This window comes from Pseudomonas sp. GW821-FHT07E12, from assembly GCF_058986605.1.
In genome coordinates this window covers 1-19,349 of sequence record NZ_JBYSVX010000018.1, presented here as the reverse complement: position 1 = coordinate 19,349, position 19,349 = coordinate 1, and the positions used below count along the sequence as shown (strand labels likewise).

Below are 19,349 nucleotides of genomic sequence, written 5' to 3'. Positions count from 1 at the left end.
GCCCCAGGCGCTCCCAGGCCCCATGGCTTTTGTCACGCGTGCCAACCAACCCCATCGGGCTACCCTCGGGGGTCTCGATATCTTGGAGGATTTCGCTTGACCACCCGCCTCGCTCTCGCCCTTGCCGTCTCGCTGGGTCTGACCATGCCTTCCTACAGCATCGCCGCACCGGCCACCGCCCAGGTCGCCAACCAGGCCAATCCGTTCTTCGCCGAAAGCCCGCTGCCGCTGCACTACCCGCAGTTCGACCGGATCAAGGACAGCGACTTCGCACCCGCCTTCGACGCCGGCATGACCGAGCAGTTGAAGGAGGTCGAGGCGATCGCCAACAACAAGGCCAAGCCGACTTTCGACAACACGCTCATCGCGCTGGAAAAGAGCGGCGACGTGCTCGATCGCGCCACCACCGTGTTCTTCAACCTGGTCGGCACCGATACCAACGACACCCGCAAGCAGTTGCAGGCCGACTACTCGGCCCGGTTCGCGGCGCACCGCGATGCGATCTCGCTCAACGGCAAGCTGTTCGCGCGCATCCAGGCGCTGTACGACCAGCGCGACAAGCTCGGCCTGGACGCGCAGGGCAAGCGTCTGGTCGAGAAGTACTACTCCGACTTCGTCCGTGCCGGCGCCAAGCTCTCCGATGCCGACAAGGCGACGATGAAGGCGATGAACGCCGAGCTGGCCAACCTCGGCACCCAGTTCAGCCAGAACGTGCTGAACGAGGTGAACGCCTCGGCCGTGGTCGTCGATGACGTCAAGCAACTGGACGGCCTGTCGGACGAGCAGATCGCCGCCGCCGCGGAAGCCGCCAAGGCACGCAAGCTCGACGGCAAGTACGTCATCGCGCTGCTCAACACCACCGGCCAGCCGCCGCTGGCGCAGCTGAAGAACCGCGCGCTGCGTCAACGCATCTACGAAGCTTCGGTCAACCGCGGCAGCCACGGTGGCCAGTACGACAACACCGCACTGGTGGCACGGATCATGAAGCTGCGCGCCGAGAAGGCCAAGCTGCTCGGCTTCCCCAATTACGCCGCCTATTCGCTGCAGAACCAGACCGCCAAGACACCGGAAGCCGTCAACGACATGCTCGGCAAGCTGGCTCCGGCCGCGGTCGCCAATGCCGAGCGCGAGGCCGCCGACCTGCAGGCGATGATCGACAAGGAGCAGAAGGCCGCGCGCAAGCCGAGCTTCAAGCTCGAAGCCTGGGACTGGGCCTTCTACAGCGAGAAGGTGCGCCAGGCCAAGTACAACTTCGACGAATCGCAGCTCAAGCCGTACTTCGAGATGAAGAACGTGCTGGAAAACGGCGTGTTCTACGCCGCCAACCAGGAGTACGGGCTGACCTTCAAGGAGCGTCACGACCTGCCCAAGTATCGCGAGGACACCTACGTCTACGACGTGTTCGATGCCGACGGCAAGCAGCTGGCGATCTTCATCTTCGACCCGTACGCGCGCGCCTCCAAGCGCGGTGGCGCCTGGATGAACTCCTACGTCTCGCAGTCCGGGCTGACCGGCGACAAGCCGGTGGTCGCCAACCACCTCAACATCCCCAAGCCGCCGGAAGGCCAGCCGACCCTGCTGACCTGGGATGAAGTGACCACCGCGTTCCACGAGTTCGGCCACGCCCTGCACGGCATGTTCTCGAACGTGAAATACCCGTATTTCTCGGGCACCTCGGTGCCGCGCGACTTCGTCGAGTTCCCCTCGCAGGTCAACGAGATGTGGGCCGACTGGCCGTCGATCCTGAAGAACTACGCCAAGCACTACCAGAGCGGTGCGGCGATGCCGCAGGCGTTGCTCGACAAGGTCGTCGCCGCGGCCAAGTTCAACCAGGGTTTCGCCACCACCGAGTACCTCGGCGCGGCGATGCTCGACCAGAACTGGCACCAGATCAATGCCGACCAGGTGCCCGACGCCGGTGGCGTGATGGCGTTCGAAGCGCAGGCGCTGAGCAAGGACGGGATCGCCTATGCGCCGGTGCCGCCGCGCTACCGCACGCCGTACTTCAGCCACATCATGGGCGGCTACGCGGCCGGCTACTACGCCTACATCTGGTCGGAAGTGCTCGACGCCAACACCCAGCAGTGGTTCCGCGAGCATGGCGGCCTGAGCCGTGCCAACGGCGACCGCTTCCGCGAGACGCTGCTGTCGCGTGGCGGCAGCGTCGATGCGATGGAACTGTTCCGCAACTTCGCCGGTCACGAGCCACAGATCGAGCCATTGCTCGAAAAGCGCGGCCTGACCAGCGGCGGCGACAGCGCCGTCGGCGAGAGCAAGTAAGACCCGCACCAGACCGTCCGGCAGTTGCCGGGCGGTCTGGTTGACGTGTTCTTCAGTTCAGCCCGCCGTGTCCAGCCCGGCCAGCATCTTCTTCAGCAGCACTTCCAGCTGCAGTTGTTCCTTCTCACGCAGCGCCGATACCTCCACGTCCAGCAGCTCGCAGATGTCCGGCAGCATGCTCTCGATCAGCGCCTCGCCGGCCGGCTCGAGCGTGAGTACCACCTTGCGCCGGTCCTCGGTGCTGGACGCGCGCCGGATCAGTCCCTTCTCGCACAGCTGATTGGTCAGGCGGGTCACGTTGGCCATCTTCTCGCCAACCGCTTCGGCTACTTCGCTCGGTGTGAGCGAGCGGTCCGGGGTGCCGAGCAGCATCATCAGGATGTCGTACTCGGGATGGCTGATCCCGTAGGGGCGCAGCAGGCTGTTGGCGTTGGCGTGGATGCGCTTGTACAGGTGCTTGATCAGCCGGACCAGGATCGCAGGTTCACGCGGGAACGCCGGATAACGCTCACAGGTCACCTGCACCCGTCGCTCGGTTGGATCGAAACTGCCCATATCACCTGTCGTTACCGTGAAGTCGCCTCCATGGTACAGCCAGCCACGTCTACGGAAGCGGAACGCGATCGGCGTCAGCGCGGTACGCGATAGCCGCCGGCAACGCCCTCCGGCGACAGCACGATCTGCCATAGCTGCGCATGCCGGCAGCGGAAGCTCGCCATCGAAGCGGCCAGATAGAAGCGCCACATCCGCCGGAAACGCTCGTCGTAGTGGGCATCGAGCCGGTCCCAGGCTGCCTCGACGTTATTCCGCCACGCCTGTAGCGTGCGATCGTAATCGGCGCCGAAGTTGTGCCAGTCCTCCATCACGAACCGGCCCTCGCTGGCCTGCGCGATCTGCTGCACCGACGGCAGCATCGAGTTCGGGAAGATGTATTTGGCGATCCACGCGTCGGTACGGTTGCGGCTGATGTTGGTGCCGATCGTATGCAGCAGGAACAAGCCATCCGCGTTCAGGCAGCGCCGGGCCACTTCGAAGTAGGCGCGGTAGTTCTTCACCCCGACGTGCTCGAACATGCCGATCGACATGATCGCGTCGAAGCGCTCGTCCAGCTCGTGATAATCCTGCAGGCGGATCTCGATCGGCAGCCCGCGGCACAGTTCGCGCGCGTATTCGGCCTGTTCCTGCGAGATGGTCACGCCGACACCGCTGACGCCGTAACGCTCGGCAGCGAACTTCAGCGCCTCGCCCCAGCCGCAACCGATGTCGAGCACGCGCTGGCCCGGCTGCAGACGCAGCTTGCGGCAGATCAGATCGAGCTTGGCTTCCTGCGCATCGTCCAGCGTGCTGGCCTGCGCCCAGTAGCCGCAGCTGTAGACCAGCCGGCGTCCCAGCATCGCGTGGTACAGGTCGTTGCCGAGGTCGTAGTGGCGGCGGCCGACTTCGTAGCTGCGCTCGCCCTGCTGCTGGTTGAAGATTTTCGCCAGCAGCGCATCGCGGATCTCGCCCAGGCCATGCACGCGTTCGTCCAGATGTGCGCGCATCAGCTGCAGGAGAAACACGTCAAGCTGGCTGGCATCCCACCAACCGTCCATGTAGCTCTCGCCGAGTCCCAACGAACCCTGTGCGAGTACGCGTGCGTAGAAGTGTGGATCGTGGACCTGGATATCCTGCGGTCGGGTACCGCCGATCGCCACGTCGGCCTCGGCCAACAGTTGTTCAACGCGATGCTGGAGTCTTTCCGGCATGTTCGCCCTCTGCGAACTAGTCCATGTTGAAGAGCTGAGCATACTCCGGCGCCACCAGTGGACGCAGCACGCTCGCCGGCACGTCAGCGGTCTGGGTGCCGTCCGAATACGGCCCTACCTGATAGGGCGGAAACACGAAGCGCAGTGCGCTGATCCGGCCGGCGGCATCCACCAGCGGCTCGAACTGGGCGAAGCTGCCGGGCTTGGCGGCGGTGCCCTCGGCGATCATCTTGTCGGCCGAACTCAACAGCAACGTCTGCTGGTCCGGTGGCAATTTGTCGCCCTGCGCGCGGGCCAGCGCGGCCTCGTGCAGGCGCGCGGCGATGTACTGGCCGACGGGCACCCAATTGCGCTCCACGGGAATCAGTGTCTCGGCGGTGAGCGGCTTCTGCGCCGCCTTGAGCCAGACGAAACGCGCGACCAACGGCTCGCCATGCGCACCGCCGGTGTAGCGGCTGCCGTCGGCGGCGACCGCCACCAGCGCTGGCGTATCGACCAGCGTGTCGAAGCTCAGCGACAGTTCGTAGGGCGTGCGTGGCTTGTCGTTGCCCAGCCCTGCCAACGCCTTCATCAATTCGGCACGGGCCGCGTCCGCGTAGTCGCGGATCAGTTTCACCAAACCAGGCTGGCTCTCCAGCCCCTTCGGGAAACTGATGCCAATCACGTAGGACGGCGTGTGCTCGATGATGTCGTCGAGCGTGGCCGGCGGCGCCTCGTTCGCGGCCACCGGCGCGGTCTCGGTTTGCGCAAGCGCCGGCTGCTGCCCGGTCGACGCCGGCTGCGGCTCGCGCTGGCAGCCCACCAGGCCGACAAGCAGACCGGTCCACATGATCCATCCCGTGATGCTGCGCATGCTGCGTCCTCTGTGCATTGCTGCCACTGAAATCCCGATCAGGCCCGCAGGTCCTGATACTCCGGATGCCGTCTGAAATACGCCTCCGCATAGGCACACTCCGGCCTCACCTTCCAGCCGTTGGCGCGTGCCGAGGCCAGCGCCGTGGCAGTCAGCTGACCGGCAATGCCGCGTCCGCCGATCGCCCCGGGTACGCCCGTGTGCAGGATCACCATCGTGCCCCCCGCGAGCCGGTAGTCGAGTACAGCCTCATGGCCCTCGACCTCGGTGATGAAGCGGAACCGGTCGGGTTCGTGCCGAACCCGGACCTCCCCAGTGATGACCATGCCGACCCCCTATCGAACGATGGCGCGCATTCTGTTCGATCCGGCGAATTCGGTGTGTGAAAGGCGCCGCACATCCAGGCCGCAACAGCCGTCACATTTCGCGTTTTCGGCCATCAAGAAGCGCTGCCGGCAGCCGATTTCACCTGCAATCGACAATGGATCAGTTGGCATGGGCATGTGTCGATACCCGAGCCATCCAGGGAGAGATCACCATGGGCATCCCGGCAATTCCCGGCGCCGACCATGACCACGACTTGCTGGAAGGCCTGTTCCAGCTCGTGGTAAGCGGCCATACCGACGGCAGCGATTACGCCCAGCTCAACGCCGAGATCTACGAGCGGCTGCTGGACACCTATGCAGCCCCGGCCCGCGCAGGCCATCTGTCCGACGACGCCTTCTTCTGATCCAGGCGGCGTGCCCGGATGCCATCGGCACCCGGGCGATGCAGGTCAGCCGAAGCGCGGGTTCGCCAGCTGCTCCAGGAAGATGTTCAGCACTTCGGGCCGCATGATCAGCATGAACATCACGCCGAAGGCGGCGCCGGCCAGGTGCGCGCTGTGGTTGATGCGATCACCGCCACGGCGATCCATCCAGATGCTGTAGCCGACGTAGAACACCGCGTAGATGATCGCCGGCGCCGGGATGAAGAACACCAGGATGATCGTCCACGGCGCCAGCAGGATGTAGGCGAACAGCACCGCCGAGACCGCGCCGGACGCGCCCAGGCTCAGGTAGTTGGGATTCTTCTGGTTCTTGAGGTAGCTCGGCAGGATCGAGACCACCAGTGCCGCCAGGTAGAACAGCGGATAGGTCAGCACGCTGCCGGTGACCTGCATCATCACCCGCTCGATCGACCGACCGAAGAAGTACAGCGTGATCATGTTGAAGATCAGGTGCGCGAAGTCGGCGTGGATGAACCCGTAGGTCACCAGCCGGTCGTACTGCTTGTTGCGATCGATCGCGGGCGGCCACAGGATCAGCCGGTCGGCCAGCTTGCGGTTGTTGAACGCCATCCAGGAAACGATGGCGGTGATGGCGATGAGGATCAGAGTGATCATGGGCAGGTTCGGTCAGACGGCGCGGTAATTATCGACGGCACGGTAGCGGCGGGCATACAGCCCGAAGGCCAGCGCTGCCAGGAACGCGAATGCGGCGAAGAAGAACATCAGGAACGCGGTCTCGCTCAGGCCGGTATCGGCGATATGGCCGGTGACGATGTCGTTGCGTACTGCCGCGTTGGACAGCAGCACCCACAGGTTGCCGACGGTGGTGGTCAGGTTCCAGAAGCTCATCACCACGCCCTTCATCGTTGCCGGCGCCTGGCTGTAGGCGAACTCCAGACCGGTCGCCGACACCAGCACTTCACCGAAGGTCAGCAGCGCATACGGCAGGATCTGCCAGGCGATCGACAGCGCGTCGCCGCCGTCCATGACCACCTGCAGCGTGCCCACCACGATCCAGGCCAGCCCGCTGAAGGCGATGCCGGCGGTCATCCGCCGCAGCGCGGTCGGCTCCCAGCCCAGCTTGCGCAGCAGCGGGTACAGCACCAGGTTGTTGAACGGGATCAGCAGCATCACCATCGCCGGGTTCAGCGCCTGCATCTGCGAGGCACTGAACCAGTGCGGCATCTGCATCTGCTGGCCCTGCAGCACCCAGGTCGAGGCTTTCTGGTCGAACAGCGAGAAGAACGGCGTGGTGAGGGCGAAGATCATCAGCACCCGCAGCACCGAGCGCACACCGTCAACGGCCGCGTCCGGATGCGTGGCGCGGGCGCGTTCGAGTTGCCACCAGGTACCGCCGCCGATGCCGGCCAGCAGCAGCACCAGCGCCAGGCACAGGCTGATCACGATGCCGAGGTTGTCCACCAGCGCCAGGCATCCCAGCGCGGCCACGACCGACACCACTGCCAGCGCCAGTCCCGGACGTCCCTGCCCCGGCACGCGCGCCAGCAACGCGGTGCGCACCACCTGGCCGAACCCATGCGGATCCTTCGGCGGCAGCGGCACCAGCACATAGCGCTTGCGCCCCAGCCAGAACACCAGCGTGGCGACGAACATCAGGATGCCGGGGATGCCGAACGCCCAGTGCGGACCGAGGTTCTTCAGCGCCAGCGGGATCAGCAGCGAGGCAAACAGCGAGCCGAAATTGATGATCCAGTAGAAGGCGTCGAAGACGATCTTCGCCAGATGCTTGTTGGACTGGTCGAACTGGTCGCCCATGAACGAGGCCACCAGCGGCTTGATCCCGCCCGCGCCGAGCGCGATCAGTCCGAGCCCGAGGAAAAAGCCACCGCGGCTGCCTTCGAACATCGCCAGGCAGGCGTGGCCGAGGCAGTACACCAGCGAGAACCACAGGATGGTGTGGTACTTGCCGAAGAAGCGATCGGCCAGCCAGCCGCCGAGCAGCGGGAAGAAATACACGCCGATCATGAAGCTGTGCATGACGTGCTTGGCTTCGGCCTCACGTCCCGGACCGGTGATCTCCTGCAACAGCAGCGAGGTGATCAGGAACTGCACCAGGATGTTGCGCATCCCGTAGAAGCTGAAACGCTCGCAGGCTTCGTTGCCGATGATGAAGGGGATCTGGCGCGGCATCCGCGCGCGAGGGTCGGCACTGGCGGCCTGGACGGGGGTCGTCATTGTCGGTCGATCGCGGAAATAAAGACGCAAGCCTACCGTATCCGGGGTCCGTGACGGCCCTGCCCACGCGCGCGGCGTTTTGTGGGAGCGACTTCAGTCGCGACGAGGCGGTACCGGGAAAGCCTCGTCGCGACTGAAGTCGCTCCCACAAAGTCTTCTGCACCTGAGCCGTGGAAACATTCCATGCCGCAGCGCAGATTGGCCCGCCGGGCACGTCGGGCTACATTGCCCCTCCCCCATGAATGGATTTACCCGGATGGCCCGCCTGACGCGCCTGGCCCTGTGCCTGCTGTTGACCGCCACCAGCCAGCCGGCGCTGTCCGCGCAGGTCGATCCCGCGCTGTCCACCGTCGCCGAGCGCAGCGGCTTCCGCCAGACCGGCCGCTACGAGGAAGTGATCAAGCTGTGCGATGCATTCGCCGCACACTACCCGCAGGCAGTGCGCTGCATCGAGTACGGCACCACGCCGGAAGGCCGGCCGATGAAGGCGCTGATTGCCTCCACCTCGGGCGTGCTCGATCCGGCCAGCGCCGCGCAGCGCGGGCTGCCGGTGGTGCTGATCCAGGGCGGCATCCATGCCGGCGAGATCGACGGCAAGGACGCCGGCTTCCTGGCATTGCGCGAGATCCTCGACGGCAGCGCCGGCAAAGGCGTGCTGGACAAGACGGTGCTGCTATTCGTACCGGTGTTCAACGTGGACGGCCACGAGCGCTTCGGCGCCTGGAACCGGCCCAACCAGCGCGGCCCGGAGGAAATGGGCTGGCGCGCGACCGCGCAGAACCTCAATCTCAACCGCGACTACGTCAAGGCCGACGCGCCCGAAATGCAGGCGATGCTGCGGCTGGTACAGGCGTGGGACCCGCTGATGTACGTGGACCTGCACGCCACCGACGGCGCGCAGTTCGAGCACGACGTCTCGGTGCAGGTGGAGCCGGTACATGCCGGCGACGCCACCTTGCGGCGCGACGGCACACGCTGGCGCGATGCGGTGATCGCCGACCTCGCCCGCCAGGGTTCGTTGCCGCTGCCCTACTACCCCTCGTTCGTGGTCAATGACGACCCGGCCTCCGGATTCGAGGACGGGGTGCCGCCGCCGCGCTTCTCGCATGGCTATTTCCTGCTGCGCAACCGCTTCGGCATGCTGGTCGAGACGCACTCGTGGAAGGAATATCCGGTCCGCGTGCGGATCATGCGCAACACCATCCTGTCGGTGCTCGACCAGACCGCGCGCCATGGTGCGCAGTGGCGTGCCGATGCACTCGCCGCCGACACCCGCGCTGCGCAACTGGCCGGCCAGCCCGAACCGCTGAGCTGGGCAGCCGACAAGCAGGCACGCACCGTCGCCTTCCGTGGCTACGCCTACACCCGCACGCCCTCGGACATTTCCGGCGCGCTGATGACGCGCTACGACGAGAGCAAGCCGCAGATCTGGAACGTGCCGCTGCGCGATCAGATCAAACCCGACGTGGTCGTCGATGCGCCCAAGGCCGGCTACCTCGTGCCCGCCGCGCATGCGGCCTGGGTTGGCGAGAAACTCAAGCTGCACGGCGTCGATTACCGCGTGCTCGGCCAGGCCGCCACGCGCGACGTGATCGCCTACCGCGCCGAGACCGCGACGTTCTCCGAACAACCCGTCGAAGGCCACCAGCGCCTGTCGGTGCAAGGCACGTGGAAGCCCGAGCGGCGCGAGATCGCGGCCGGTGCGTTGTTCGTGCCGATCGCCCAGCCCAGGGCGCGTCTGGCGATGGCCCTGCTCGAACCGCAGGCGCCGGACTCGCTGCTGCAATGGGGCGAGTTCAACAACGCCTTCGAGCGCAAGGAATACATGGAGGACTACGTCGCCGAGGACGTGGCCCGGCAGATGCTCGCCGCCGATCCGGCACTGAAGGCCGAGTTCGACAAGCGCCTCGCCGAAGACCCCGCATTCGCCGCCAGCCCGCGTGCGCGGCTGGAGTTCTTCTACCGTCGTCATCCTTCATGGGATGAGCGCTACCGCCTGTACCCGGTGCTGCGCACTGACGTCGCGCCCGACTGAGATCGGCGCGCAGAACCAAAACCCATTCCACATCGATAGAGGAGAGAGGGCCTTGCTTCGCAGTAAAATGAAACCGTTTACACATCCACGCCGCCTGTTGCTGGCCGGCGCCATCGCGCTGGCCACCGGCCTCGGCCTGCCTGCGCTGGCCGGCGCAGAGACTGCACCACCGGAACGCCCCTGGATGAACACCCGCCTGGATGCCGATCAACGCGCCAGCCTGCTGGTCGCGCAGATGACCCAGGACGAGAAGTTCCAGATGCTGCGCAGCTACTTCGGGCTGGACAGCGACAAGACCAAGAAGCCGGCCGGCGCGCTCGGCTCGGCCGGTTACGTACCCGGTATCGAACGGCTGGGCATTCCGGCGCAGCAACTGGTCGATGCCGGGCTGGGCGTGACCAATCCCGGCGGCGTGCGCCCCGGCGATTTCGCCACCGGTCTGCCGTCCGGCCCGGCCACCGCTTCGACCTGGAATCCCGCACTGGCCTTCGAGGGTGGCAAGACCATGGGCCGCGAGGCCTGGCAGCAGGGCTTCAACGTACTGCTGGCCGGCGCCGTCAACCTACAGCGCGACCCGCGCAATGGCCGCAATTTCGAGTACGCCGGCGAGGACCCATTGCTGGCCGGCACGATGGTCGGCGAGTCGATCCGCGGCATCCAGAGCGAGCACGTGGTCTCGACGATGAAGCACTTCGCGATGAACGACCTGGAGACGCGCCGCAATTTCCACAGCGCGCAGATCGGCGAACGGGCGATGCATGAGTCGGACCTGCTGGCATTCGAGATCGCGCTCGACATCGGCCATCCCGGCTCGGTGATGTGCTCCTACAACAGGATCAACGGCAGCTACGGCTGCGAGAACGACTACCTGCTCAACCAGGTGCTCAAGCAGGAATGGAAGTACCCCGGTTACGTGATGTCCGACTGGGGCGGCGTGCACAGCGGTGCGAAAGCGGCCTTGGCCGGGCTCGACCAGCAGTCTGCCGGCGAGGTGTTCGACAAGGAACTGTTCTTCGATGGCCCGCTGCGCAAAGCGGTGTCTTCCGGCGAGGTGCCGCAGGCACGGCTGGACGACATGGTGCATCGCATCCTGCGCAGCTTCATCGCGGTCGGCGCGTTCGACCAACCGCCGCAGCGCCAGCCGATCGACGGCCAGGCCGGCCTGCAGGCGGCCCAGCGTGTCACCGAGGAAGGTGCGGTGCTGCTGCGCAATGAACACAACACGTTGCCGCTGAAGAGCGATATCAAGCGGCTGCTGGTGGTCGGCGGCCATGCCGACAAGGGCGTGCTGGCCGGCGGCGGTTCCTCGCGCATCGACTACACCGTCAACGGCGGCAACGCGGTGCCGGGGATCGCCCCGACCACCTGGCCCGGCCCAGTGATCATCCAGCCCTCCCCGCCGCTGCAGGCACTGCGCGAAGCGCTGCCCGGCGTGCAGGTGGACTTCGTCGACGGCAGCGACTCGGTTGCCGCCGCACGCGCGGCCCAAGGCGCCGATGCCGCGATCGTGTTCGCCACGCAATGGGCCGCCGAGTCGGTCGATCTGCCGGACATGGTCCTGCCCGACCATCAGGACGCGCTGATCGCCGCCGTCGCCAAAGCCAATCCGCATACCACCGTGGTGCTGGAAACCAACGGCCCGGTGCGGATGCCGTGGCTGGCGCAGGTGCCGGCGGTGCTGCAGGCCTGGTACCCCGGCATCGGCGGCGGCCCGGCCATCGCCAACCTGCTGACCGGCAAGGTCAACCCGTCCGGGCACCTGCCGGTGACCTGGCCGGTCGACGAATCGCAGCTGCCGCGCCCGTCGATCCCCGGCCTGGGCTTCAACCCGAAACAACCGGGCGAAGACACCATCGACTACACCATCGAAGGCGCCAACGTCGGCTACAAGTGGTTCATCACCAAGGGCTTGAAGCCGCAGTTCGCATTCGGCCACGGCCTGTCCTACACCAGCTTCACCTTCAGTCACTTCGAAACCAGCACGTTCGGCGCCCGCCTGCGCGCGAGCTTCGTGATCACCAACACCGGCGATCGCGCCGGCGCAGTGGTGCCGCAGTTGTACCTGCGGCTGCCGTCCGGGCATGCCACGCCGATCCGCCTGGCCGGCTGGCGCAAGATCGGCCTGACCCCCGATCAGCGCCGGCAGATCACCATCGAGGTCGAGCCGAAGACCCTGGCGGATTTCGACCCGCAGACCCGGCGCTGGAAGATCGCCGGCGGCCGCTACACGCTAGAACTGGCACGTTCCGCCGGCGATGTCGTCGAAAGTGCCGAGGTGACGCTGCCGGAGACGGTCCTGCCGTGACACCCGCGGGGTGCAGGCGCCATCATGCACGGCGCCTGCACCTGCTCCCCACGAAGATGCGCGGATGACTGCGATCGCGTCCCCCACCCACATGCCCCGCCGCTGGCTCGGGTTGCTGTTCGCTTTCGGGCTGTGCCATGCCGGCACCGCGCCGGCGGCGACCCTGTCGCATCTGCTGCCGCCCGCGTCGGAACGCACGCTATCGGTTGCCACCCTGAGCCTGGCCGGCGATCGCGATCGCTGGAGCGAACGTCGCGACGGCGTACTCGCCCTGCTCACGCGCCTGCGCCCGGACGTGATCGCGCTGCAGGACGTGATGCAGACACCGGACATCCCCAACCAGGCATGCTGGCTGGCGGCGCAACTGAATTACGGCTGCAGCTTCATCACCGCCGATCCCCCCAGCCGGCCACGCCGCGTCGGCAACGCCCTGCTCACCCGCCGCCCGGTCGTCGCCGATGCGGTGACGCTGCTGCATCCCTTCGAAGTCGCCAGCACCGCCGGCATGGTGCAGCTGGATCTGGACGGCACGGCGATCGACGTCTACGTGACCCATCTGTACCCCGGCGACGCGAGCGCATCAGAGGAATCGGCCGCGATCCGCGCCGCGCAGGTACGCAACCTGCTGCGCTGGATCGACGTCATCTCCGGCGACACCCCGGCGCTGGTAGTCGGTGACATGGCCACTGCCCCGGAGTCGGAGGAACTGCGCCCATTCGCCCCGCGCTACCGCAATGCCCTGCCCGGCACCGACCCCACCGAGCCGGCGCCCGTCTGCACCGGCGAACAGGTGTATGTACGCCCGCCCCTGCGCGCCCAGTCGATCCAACCGATCACCACCGATCCCGGCGCAGGCCCCGAAGCAACCCACGGCCTGCTCGCCACCATCATCCTTCCGCCCGAACCGGTATCGCCAGCACCGCTGAATTGATGCGGCGGTTGCGGGGATTCTCTTTGCCGACTGGTGACGACTGATCTCCCCTGTCTTCATACAGAAAGCCCAAGGCACTGGGTCTGCGCCCCCCGGCCATCGGACAAGCCCGATGGCGCTCAGCGCCGCGCGAGCCAGTGGCTCGCAAGCAGCGGCGCTTCGCCCCCGCGTTCGCGGGGATGACGATAGATACCGATAGTGGTGAGATGGCGCGAAAGTCGCTGGGTCCCCGCCTTCGCGGGGACGACGACTGAGAGATTACGAGTAAAGCGTAGGCTCCCTGTCCACCCACTACCCGCCCCAAAGCAAAAAGGCCGGAACCCACCGGCCCCGGCCTCGCATCCTCACCACCTAAAACAGAATCAGGCGATAGCGTCCTTGTAACGACGCTCAACCTCTTCCCAATTCACCACGTTGTAGAACGCCCCGATGTATTCCGGACGACGGTTCTGATACTTCAGGTAGTACGCATGCTCCCACACGTCCAGACCCAGGATCGGCGTGTTGCCCTCGAACAGCGGGCTGTCCTGGTTGGCACTGCTCTCGACCACCAGCTTCTTGTCCGGGGTCACGCTCAACCACGCCCAACCCGAACCGAAGCGGCTGATCGCAGCCTTGGTGAAAGCTTCCTTGAACTTCTCGAAACCGCCCAGGTCCTTGTCGATCGCCGCGGCGACCAGGCCCTTCGGCTCACCGCCGCCGTTCGGCGACAGCACGGTCCAGAACAGCGAGTGGTTGGCGTGACCGCCACCGTTGTTGCGCACCGGGCCCTGCAGGTTCTCCGGCAGCGACTTCAGCTTGGAAACCAGCTCCTCGACCGGCAGATCCGCATACTCGGTGCCTTCCAACGCCGCATTGACGTTGTTGATGTAGGTCTGGTGGTGCTTGGTGTAATGGATCTCCATCGTCTGCGCATCGATGTTCGGCTCAAGCGCGTCGTAAGCGTAGGGCAGCTTGGGGAGGGTGTAGGCCATGCGTGGTCTCCTGGACTCGGCCGCCCGGCGGTAGACCGGGCGTTGCGGGGTGAATGGTAAGGACGCCGCGGGCACTTACCAAGTGCGGCACCGGGGAAACTTCATCCCACGGTTGCGTGCAGCGCAGCTGATCACACTGCAGGAGCCCCGGTTACATGCTGGTGAACCTCATGTGCAAAGCGCATTTCAGCCACCCCGCATTCAAGGGCGAGTCCCGCGCAGGAGCCCGCATGTCCCCGGACCGGGATTCAACTCAGGAACATCTACGGCGCGTCATACTGCGGCTCCGTTCCGAGAGGAGGCAGGCCGATGCGCCGACCCGCACTGCTGATCACCGCGATCGTCCTGCTGCTGGCGGGACTGTGGGGCATGCGACAGCTGCAGCAACCGCATCCTCAGTTCGCTCCCGCGCTCAACCCGCCGGTCGCCGCTGACGCCAACCGCGCACCGACAGCCGCACCGACTTCGACACCGACGACCGCGCCAGAAGGGCTGCCACAGTTCCTGCCGCCCGAGGCGGCTGACACGATCGCCCTGATCCAGCGCGGTGGCCCGTTCTCGCATCGCCAGGACAACAGCGTGTTCGGCAACCGCGAACGGCTTCTGCCCGACCGGCCACGCGGCTACTACCACGAATACACGGTGGAAACCCCCGGCTCACGCGATCGCTGTGCCCGCCGCATCATCACCGGGGGCACACCGCCGGAGATCTGGTACTACACCGACGACCACTACGAGAGCTTCAAGAGCTTCAGTGTTCCCGAGCGCACTCAATGAGCGGCGGCTTCGATCTCGATCTGGCCAATCCCGCGCGCTCGGGCGTCTACGCGGTCGGCGATACGGATCTGGACACGCTGGCCGCACTCGCTCGCGATGCCGGACTGCGCGTGTTGCGCGTGGACCTGCGCGATTGCACCGACAAGCACACGCTGCTGGCCCGGCTGGCCACGCAACTGGATTTCCCATCCCACTTCGGCCGCAACTGGGATGCCCTGAGTGATGCGCTGCGTGACCTGTCGTGGCAGCCGTCCAGCGGCGGCTATGCGCTGCTGGTGGAATCAGCCGAGGCGCTGCGCACCGCGGCCGGCGCCGACTTCCGCACGCTGCTGGACATCCTCGACGAGGCCACCGACAGCTGGCGCGAAAGCAGTACGGTGTTCACGGTCTTCATCGGACTGGAATCGGAAGACTGAGGCCCCATCCGCGGGTCCTCCGTCGTCCCCTCTCAGGCCGGGTTGCTTGCGAGCCACTGACTCACATCCGGCCGAACGCCCTCACGCTACGCGCGAGGGACGGGGCGCCGACCCAGCGACTTGAAACGCAGCGCAAAGCTTTAAAGACACTGGATCCCCGCCTTCGCGGGGACGACGGTAACCCGCGGCGCCGTATCGGCGCCCGTCAGCTATCCAGCTCGGACCAACGCGCGTAAGCCGCGTCGAGTTCCGCCTGCACCGCTGCCAACTTCTGCGTATCGGCGGTGACCGCCGCGGCGTCGCGATTGAAGAAGGCCGGATCGTTCATTGACGCGGTCAGTGTCGCGACCTGGCCTTCCAGCGTCTCGATCCGCACCGGCAACTGCTCCAGCTCGCGCTGCTCCTTGTAACTGAGCTTGCGCTTGCTGGCCGCCGGCTCGGCCTGCTTCGGCGCTTCCACGACCACCGGCTTTTCGGCCGGCTTCACGAGTGCTGCCATCGCTGCCGGACGCTGCCGCACCCAATCGCTATAGCCGCCCACGTAATCGCCGATATGGCCCTCACCTTCCATCACCAACGTGGAGGTGACCACGTTGTCGAGGAAGTCGCGGTCATGGCTGACCAGCAGCAGCGTACCGGGGTAATCGGCCAGCAACTCCTCCAGCAGCTCCAGCGTCTCGACATCGAGATCGTTGGTCGGTTCGTCCATCACCAGCAGGTTGGACGGCTGTGCGAACAACCGTGCCAGCAGCAGCCGGTTGCGCTCGCCACCGGACAGGCGGGTGATCGGCGCACGCGCACGCTCCGGGGTGAACATGAAATCCTGCAGGTAAGCGTGGATGTGCTTGCGCTTGCCGTTGATGTCGATGAAGTCCGCGCCCTCGGCGACGTTCTCGATCGCGCTCCAGTCCTCGCGCAGGGTGGCGCGGTACTGGTCGAAATAGGCGATCTGCAGATTGGTGCCGAGCCGCACTTCGCCCGACTGCGGCTGCAACTCGCCCAGCAGCAGCTTCAGCAGCGTGGTCTTGCCGCTGCCGTTGGGGCCGATCAGGCCGATGCGGTCGCCGCGCAGGATCGTGGTGGAGAAATCGCCGACCATCGTGCGCTCGCCGAACGCGAAGTTGACGTCCTTGACGTCGATGACCTTCTTGCCGGACGAATCGCCCTTGGAGGCTTCCATCCGGACATTGCCGCCCAGGTCACGCCGCTGCATGCGCTCGCTGCGCATCGCCTTGAGCCGACGCACGCGGCCTTCATCGCGGGTACGGCGGGCCTTGATGCCCTGGCGGATCCACGCCTCCTCCTGCGCCAGCAGCTTGTCGAAGCGCGCGTTCTCCTGCGCCTCGGCATTGAGCCGCTCCTCGCGGCGACGCTCGTAGTTGGCCCAGTCGCCCGGCCAGCTGGTGACCTGGCCGCGATCGATCTCGACGATGCGGGTCGCCAGCGCGCGCAGGAAGCGGCGGTCGTGGGTCACGAACAGCACGCTGCCGCTCCAGCCCTTGAGGAAGACCTCGAGCCAGTCGATCGCCTCGATGTCCAGGTGGTTGGTCGGCTCGTCCAGCAGCAGCACGTCCGGTGCCGACACCAGCGCGCGCGCCAGCAGCACGCGGCGCTTCATGCCGCCGGACAGCCGCGCGAACTCCACGTCGCCATCCAGGTCCAGGCGCATCAGCGTCTCGGCCACGCGCTGGTCCAGCGCCCAGCCGTCGGCGGCATCGATCTTCGACTGCACATGCCCCAACGCATCCATATCCACGTGCTCGGCGTGGCTGAGGTGATGGAACTCGGCCAGCCAGTGACCCAGATCGCCCAGGCCGTCGGCGACCACGTCAAACACGCTGCCGTCGGTGCCCTGCGGCACCTCCTGCTCCAGCCGCGTCACGCGCACGCCCTGCTGGACGCGCACCTCGCCGTCGTCCGGGCGCAGCTCGCCGGCAATCAATTTCATCAAAGTGGACTTGCCGGCGCCGTTGCGACCGATCAGGGCGATGCGTTCGCCCGGTTCGATCGCCAATTCGGCTTTTTCCAGCAACAACGGGCCGCCGACGCTGTAGTCGAGCGCATTCAAGGTAATCAAAGGCATCCCCCATTGTACGGGAGTGGGGATTCGGGATTGGCAAAAGCTCAGTAGCCCGTGCTCTTACGAATCCCCGCTTTCCACAGCCGAAGAGCTTCACAACAGCCGAATGGCTGGTAATGGCTGGTCATCCCGAATCCCGAATCCCCGCTCCCGTACAATGCCGCATGACTGAATTTGCCTCCCTGCCGCTCTCGCCGGCCCTCGCCGCCGGCATCGATGCCCTCGGCTACACCAAGCTGACGCCGGTGCAGGCACTCGCCCTGCCGCCGATCCTTGAAGGCCGTGACGTGATCGCACAGGCCCCGACTGGCAGCGGCAAGACCGCCGCGTTCGGGCTGGGCCTGCTCAACCGCATCGACCCGGCGCTGCTGCGCGTGCAGGCACTGGTGCTCTGCCCGACCCGCGAACTGGCCGACCAGGTCGGCAAGCAACTGCGCAAGCTCGCCACCGGTATCCCCAACCTCAAACTGTCGGTGCTGACCGGCGGGGTCGCGCTGGATCCGCACGTGGCCTCGTTGCAGGCGCACGTGCCGCAGGTGGTGGTGGGCACGCCCGGCCGCATCCAGGAGCTGGCGCGGATGCGTGCGCTCAACCTCGGCAAGGTCGCCACGCTGGTACTGGACGAGGCCGACCGCATGCTCGACATGGGCTTCGAAGAGCCGATCCGCGAGATCGCCGGCCGCTGCGCCGCGCAGCGTCAGGGCCTGCTGTTCTCGGCCACCTACCCCGACGCGATCCGCGAACTGGCCCGCCAGCTGCTGAAGGAACCGGCCGAGGTCACCATCAGAGGCGCCGACAGCGTGCCCGCGATCGACCAGCAGTTCTTCGAGGTCGAGCCGGCACACCGGCAGAAGGCCGTGGCCGGATTGCTGCTGCGCTTCGCGCCGGAATCGGCGCTGGTGTTCTGCAACACCCGCAAGGAAGTGGACGAGGTTGCCAACTCGCTGCAGCAGTTCGGCTTCTCCTCGCTGGCGCTGCACGGTGATCTGGAACAGCGCGACCGCGACGAGGTGCTGGTGCGCTTCGCCAACCGCAGTTGCAATGTGCTGGTCGCCAGCGACGTGGCCGCGCGCGGGCTGGACGTGGAAGACATCGACGTGGTGCTCAACTACGAGCTGCCCACCGACGTGGACACCTACCGCCATCGCATCGGCCGCACCGCACGCGCCGGCAAGGCCGGGCGTGCACTGAGCCTGGTCGCACCTCGCGAACAGGCACGTGCGAAGCTCGTCGAAGCCGAATTGGGCGAACCGCTGCGCTTCTCCAACGCCCCGCTGGCGACCGGCAAGCCGCCGAAGCTCCCGGAGGCATCGATGGCGACGCTGCGCATCGACGGCGGCAAGACCGACAAGCTGCGCGCCGGCGACATCCTCGGCGCCCTGACCGGCGAGGCCGGCCTGTCGAGCGCGGCGATCGGGAAGATCTCGATCTTCCCGACCCGTTCCTACGTAGCGGTGGCCGTCCAGCACGTCAGCAAGGCGCTGGCGCGGCTGGAAGCAGGCAAGATCAAGGGCCGCCGGTTCCGCGTACGCAAGCTCTGACCATCACGCCGTCTGCGCCGGCCGCCAGCCAAACAGGCGTGCCGGCAGCATCAACAACGCACGCAGGAACGCGAACAGCGCCTCGAAGGTGATGCCCACCAGTCGGAATGGCAGCGACAGCAGCCAGACGAGCGGCCACATCAGCAACACCAGAAACGCCAGCGGCCAGCACAACACGAACAGGATGCACCAGGCGGCGATCGCGAAGAGCGTCTTCATCTGCAGGCTCCGAAGCAATTGGACAGTCCCGGGTTTCCGGTGGCCGACAGCATGCCGCCCCGGTTCCAGGACCGGCAACGGCATTGCGACGAAGCGCCGGATCCGGCGACGAATCCGGGCTCTCTGGGGATGGAATTGCCCCTCGCCCCGCGTAGCAACTGTCTTGTTTACCCAAGCGCAGGTGTGCCGGCCCAGGCATCACGAGCGCGGGCATTGAGGATCACCAGC

At 66.2% G+C, this 19,349-nt stretch carries 17 protein-coding genes; 8 read left to right on the top strand and 9 right to left on the bottom strand.

All coding sequences use genetic code 11. The annotated features are described in order from the left end of the window. Nucleotides 1-96: 96 nt before the first annotated feature. Nucleotides 97-2,280, top strand: coding sequence for a M3 family metallopeptidase (locus AC3WJE_RS11695; protein WP_493730973.1), 2,184 nt, complete (start codon nucleotides 97-99; stop codon nucleotides 2,278-2,280). 57 nt (nucleotides 2,281-2,337) lie between these two features. Here the strand turns inward: AC3WJE_RS11695 and AC3WJE_RS11690 are convergent, their stop codons facing one another. From AC3WJE_RS11690 to AC3WJE_RS11675, 4 genes are all read right to left on the bottom strand, one after another. After that, nucleotides 2,338-2,835 (bottom strand): MarR family transcriptional regulator, encoded by a 498-nt coding sequence (locus AC3WJE_RS11690; RefSeq protein WP_493730972.1) that lies wholly within the window; start codon nucleotides 2,833-2,835, stop codon nucleotides 2,338-2,340. A gap of 74 nt (nucleotides 2,836-2,909) precedes the next feature. Further along, nucleotides 2,910-4,025, bottom strand: coding sequence for a cyclopropane fatty acyl phospholipid synthase (gene cfa, locus AC3WJE_RS11685; RefSeq protein ID WP_493730971.1), 1,116 nt, complete (start codon nucleotides 4,023-4,025; stop codon nucleotides 2,910-2,912). A 16-nt stretch (nucleotides 4,026-4,041) separates the two neighbouring features. After that, nucleotides 4,042-4,878 (bottom strand): DUF3298 and DUF4163 domain-containing protein, encoded by an 837-nt coding sequence (locus tag AC3WJE_RS11680; protein ID WP_493730970.1) that lies wholly within the window; start codon nucleotides 4,876-4,878, stop codon nucleotides 4,042-4,044. Nucleotides 4,879-4,916: 38 nt separating this feature from the next. Further along, complete coding sequence (locus AC3WJE_RS11675; protein ID WP_493730969.1) at nucleotides 4,917-5,204, bottom strand: GNAT family N-acetyltransferase; 288 nt, start codon at nucleotides 5,202-5,204, stop codon at nucleotides 4,917-4,919. A gap of 212 nt (nucleotides 5,205-5,416) precedes the next feature. Here AC3WJE_RS11675 and AC3WJE_RS11670 point away from each other — a divergent pair, with 212 nt between their 5' ends. Beyond that, nucleotides 5,417-5,608: a hypothetical protein gene (locus AC3WJE_RS11670; RefSeq protein WP_493730968.1), complete on the top strand. Its 192-nt coding sequence runs from the start codon at nucleotides 5,417-5,419 to the stop codon at nucleotides 5,606-5,608. Nucleotides 5,609-5,653: 45 nt separating this feature from the next. Here the strand turns inward: AC3WJE_RS11670 and AC3WJE_RS11665 are convergent, their stop codons facing one another. Together AC3WJE_RS11665 and AC3WJE_RS11660 are read right to left on the bottom strand one after the other, a co-directional pair. Next, entirely contained in the window at nucleotides 5,654-6,262 is a 609-nt protein-coding gene (locus AC3WJE_RS11665; RefSeq protein WP_493730967.1) for a rhomboid family intramembrane serine protease, read from the bottom strand. 12 nt (nucleotides 6,263-6,274) lie between these two features. Next, nucleotides 6,275-7,843 (bottom strand): POT-type proton-dependent oligopeptide transporter, encoded by a 1,569-nt coding sequence (locus tag AC3WJE_RS11660; RefSeq protein ID WP_493730966.1) that lies wholly within the window; start codon nucleotides 7,841-7,843, stop codon nucleotides 6,275-6,277. A 256-nt stretch (nucleotides 7,844-8,099) separates the two neighbouring features. Between AC3WJE_RS11660 and AC3WJE_RS11655 the strand changes: the two genes are divergently transcribed. The 3 genes from AC3WJE_RS11655 to AC3WJE_RS11645 all read left to right on the top strand — a co-directional run bounded on the left by AC3WJE_RS11655 (nucleotide 8,100) and on the right by AC3WJE_RS11645 (nucleotide 13,114). Then, nucleotides 8,100-9,878, top strand: a complete 1,779-nt coding sequence (locus AC3WJE_RS11655; protein WP_493730965.1) for a M14 family metallopeptidase — start codon at nucleotides 8,100-8,102, stop codon at nucleotides 9,876-9,878. A gap of 67 nt (nucleotides 9,879-9,945) precedes the next feature. Further along, a complete protein-coding gene (locus tag AC3WJE_RS11650; RefSeq protein WP_493730964.1) occupies nucleotides 9,946-12,183 on the top strand; it encodes a beta-glucosidase family protein in 2,238 nt (745 codons plus the stop codon). 64 nt (nucleotides 12,184-12,247) lie between these two features. Next, nucleotides 12,248-13,114, top strand: a complete 867-nt coding sequence (locus tag AC3WJE_RS11645; protein WP_493730963.1) for an endonuclease/exonuclease/phosphatase family protein — start codon at nucleotides 12,248-12,250, stop codon at nucleotides 13,112-13,114. A gap of 362 nt (nucleotides 13,115-13,476) precedes the next feature. Here the strand turns inward: AC3WJE_RS11645 and AC3WJE_RS11640 are convergent, their stop codons facing one another. Continuing rightward, nucleotides 13,477-14,088 (bottom strand): superoxide dismutase, encoded by a 612-nt coding sequence (locus tag AC3WJE_RS11640; RefSeq protein ID WP_493730962.1) that lies wholly within the window; start codon nucleotides 14,086-14,088, stop codon nucleotides 13,477-13,479. A 309-nt stretch (nucleotides 14,089-14,397) separates the two neighbouring features. Between AC3WJE_RS11640 and AC3WJE_RS11635 the strand changes: the two genes are divergently transcribed. Both AC3WJE_RS11635 and AC3WJE_RS11630 read left to right on the top strand, forming a co-directional pair. Continuing rightward, entirely contained in the window at nucleotides 14,398-14,865 is a 468-nt protein-coding gene (locus AC3WJE_RS11635) for a guanyl-specific ribonuclease (protein ID WP_493730961.1), read from the top strand. Beyond that, the gene (locus AC3WJE_RS11630; RefSeq protein WP_493730960.1) at nucleotides 14,862-15,281 is read left to right on the top strand and encodes a barstar family protein; all 420 of its coding nucleotides are present in this window, start codon (nucleotides 14,862-14,864) and stop codon (nucleotides 15,279-15,281) included. The genes AC3WJE_RS11635 and AC3WJE_RS11630 overlap by 4 nt, the downstream gene beginning before the upstream one ends. Nucleotides 15,282-15,486: 205 nt before the next feature. Here the strand turns inward: AC3WJE_RS11630 and AC3WJE_RS11625 are convergent, their stop codons facing one another. Continuing rightward, nucleotides 15,487-17,364, bottom strand: coding sequence for an ATP-binding cassette domain-containing protein (locus AC3WJE_RS11625; protein ID WP_493730959.1), 1,878 nt, complete (start codon nucleotides 17,362-17,364; stop codon nucleotides 15,487-15,489). Nucleotides 17,365-17,525: 161 nt separating this feature from the next. Here AC3WJE_RS11625 and dbpA point away from each other — a divergent pair, with 161 nt between their 5' ends. After that, a complete protein-coding gene (dbpA, locus tag AC3WJE_RS11620) occupies nucleotides 17,526-18,902 on the top strand; it encodes an ATP-dependent RNA helicase DbpA (protein ID WP_493730958.1) in 1,377 nt (458 codons plus the stop codon). Nucleotides 18,903-18,905: 3 nt separating this feature from the next. Here dbpA and AC3WJE_RS11615 read toward each other — a convergent pair whose 3' ends face one another. Then, nucleotides 18,906-19,121 (bottom strand): hypothetical protein, encoded by a 216-nt coding sequence (locus tag AC3WJE_RS11615; protein WP_493730957.1) that lies wholly within the window; start codon nucleotides 19,119-19,121, stop codon nucleotides 18,906-18,908. Nucleotides 19,122-19,349 lie beyond the last annotated feature (228 nt).

Excerpts from the sequence above, each read along its gene's own strand:
- AC3WJE_RS11680 (WP_493730970.1), bottom strand. The coding sequence starts at position 4,878 with ATGCGCAGCATCACGGGATGGATCATGTGGACCGGTCTGCTTGTCGGC.
- AC3WJE_RS11665 (WP_493730967.1), bottom strand. The coding sequence starts at position 6,262 with ATGATCACTCTGATCCTCATCGCCATCACCGCCATCGTTTCCTGGATG.
- AC3WJE_RS11615 (WP_493730957.1), bottom strand. The coding sequence starts at position 19,121 with ATGAAGACGCTCTTCGCGATCGCCGCCTGGTGCATCCTGTTCGTGTTG.
- AC3WJE_RS11640 (WP_493730962.1), bottom strand. The coding sequence starts at position 14,088 with ATGGCCTACACCCTCCCCAAGCTGCCCTACGCTTACGACGCGCTTGAG.
- cfa (WP_493730971.1), bottom strand. The coding sequence starts at position 4,025 with ATGCCGGAAAGACTCCAGCATCGCGTTGAACAACTGTTGGCCGAGGCC.
- AC3WJE_RS11690 (WP_493730972.1), bottom strand. The coding sequence starts at position 2,835 with ATGGGCAGTTTCGATCCAACCGAGCGACGGGTGCAGGTGACCTGTGAG.
- AC3WJE_RS11675 (WP_493730969.1), bottom strand. The coding sequence starts at position 5,204 with ATGGTCATCACTGGGGAGGTCCGGGTTCGGCACGAACCCGACCGGTTC.
- AC3WJE_RS11660 (WP_493730966.1), bottom strand. The coding sequence starts at position 7,843 with ATGACGACCCCCGTCCAGGCCGCCAGTGCCGACCCTCGCGCGCGGATG.
- AC3WJE_RS11625 (WP_493730959.1), bottom strand. The coding sequence starts at position 17,364 with ATGCCTTTGATTACCTTGAATGCGCTCGACTACAGCGTCGGCGGCCCG.
- AC3WJE_RS11655 (WP_493730965.1), top strand. The coding sequence starts at position 8,100 with ATGGCCCGCCTGACGCGCCTGGCCCTGTGCCTGCTGTTGACCGCCACC.
- dbpA (WP_493730958.1), top strand. The coding sequence starts at position 17,526 with ATGACTGAATTTGCCTCCCTGCCGCTCTCGCCGGCCCTCGCCGCCGGC.
- AC3WJE_RS11650 (WP_493730964.1), top strand. The coding sequence starts at position 9,946 with ATGAAACCGTTTACACATCCACGCCGCCTGTTGCTGGCCGGCGCCATC.
- AC3WJE_RS11635 (WP_493730961.1), top strand. The coding sequence starts at position 14,398 with ATGCGCCGACCCGCACTGCTGATCACCGCGATCGTCCTGCTGCTGGCG.
- AC3WJE_RS11670 (WP_493730968.1), top strand. The coding sequence starts at position 5,417 with ATGGGCATCCCGGCAATTCCCGGCGCCGACCATGACCACGACTTGCTG.
- AC3WJE_RS11645 (WP_493730963.1), top strand. The coding sequence starts at position 12,248 with ATGACTGCGATCGCGTCCCCCACCCACATGCCCCGCCGCTGGCTCGGG.
- AC3WJE_RS11630 (WP_493730960.1), top strand. The coding sequence starts at position 14,862 with ATGAGCGGCGGCTTCGATCTCGATCTGGCCAATCCCGCGCGCTCGGGC.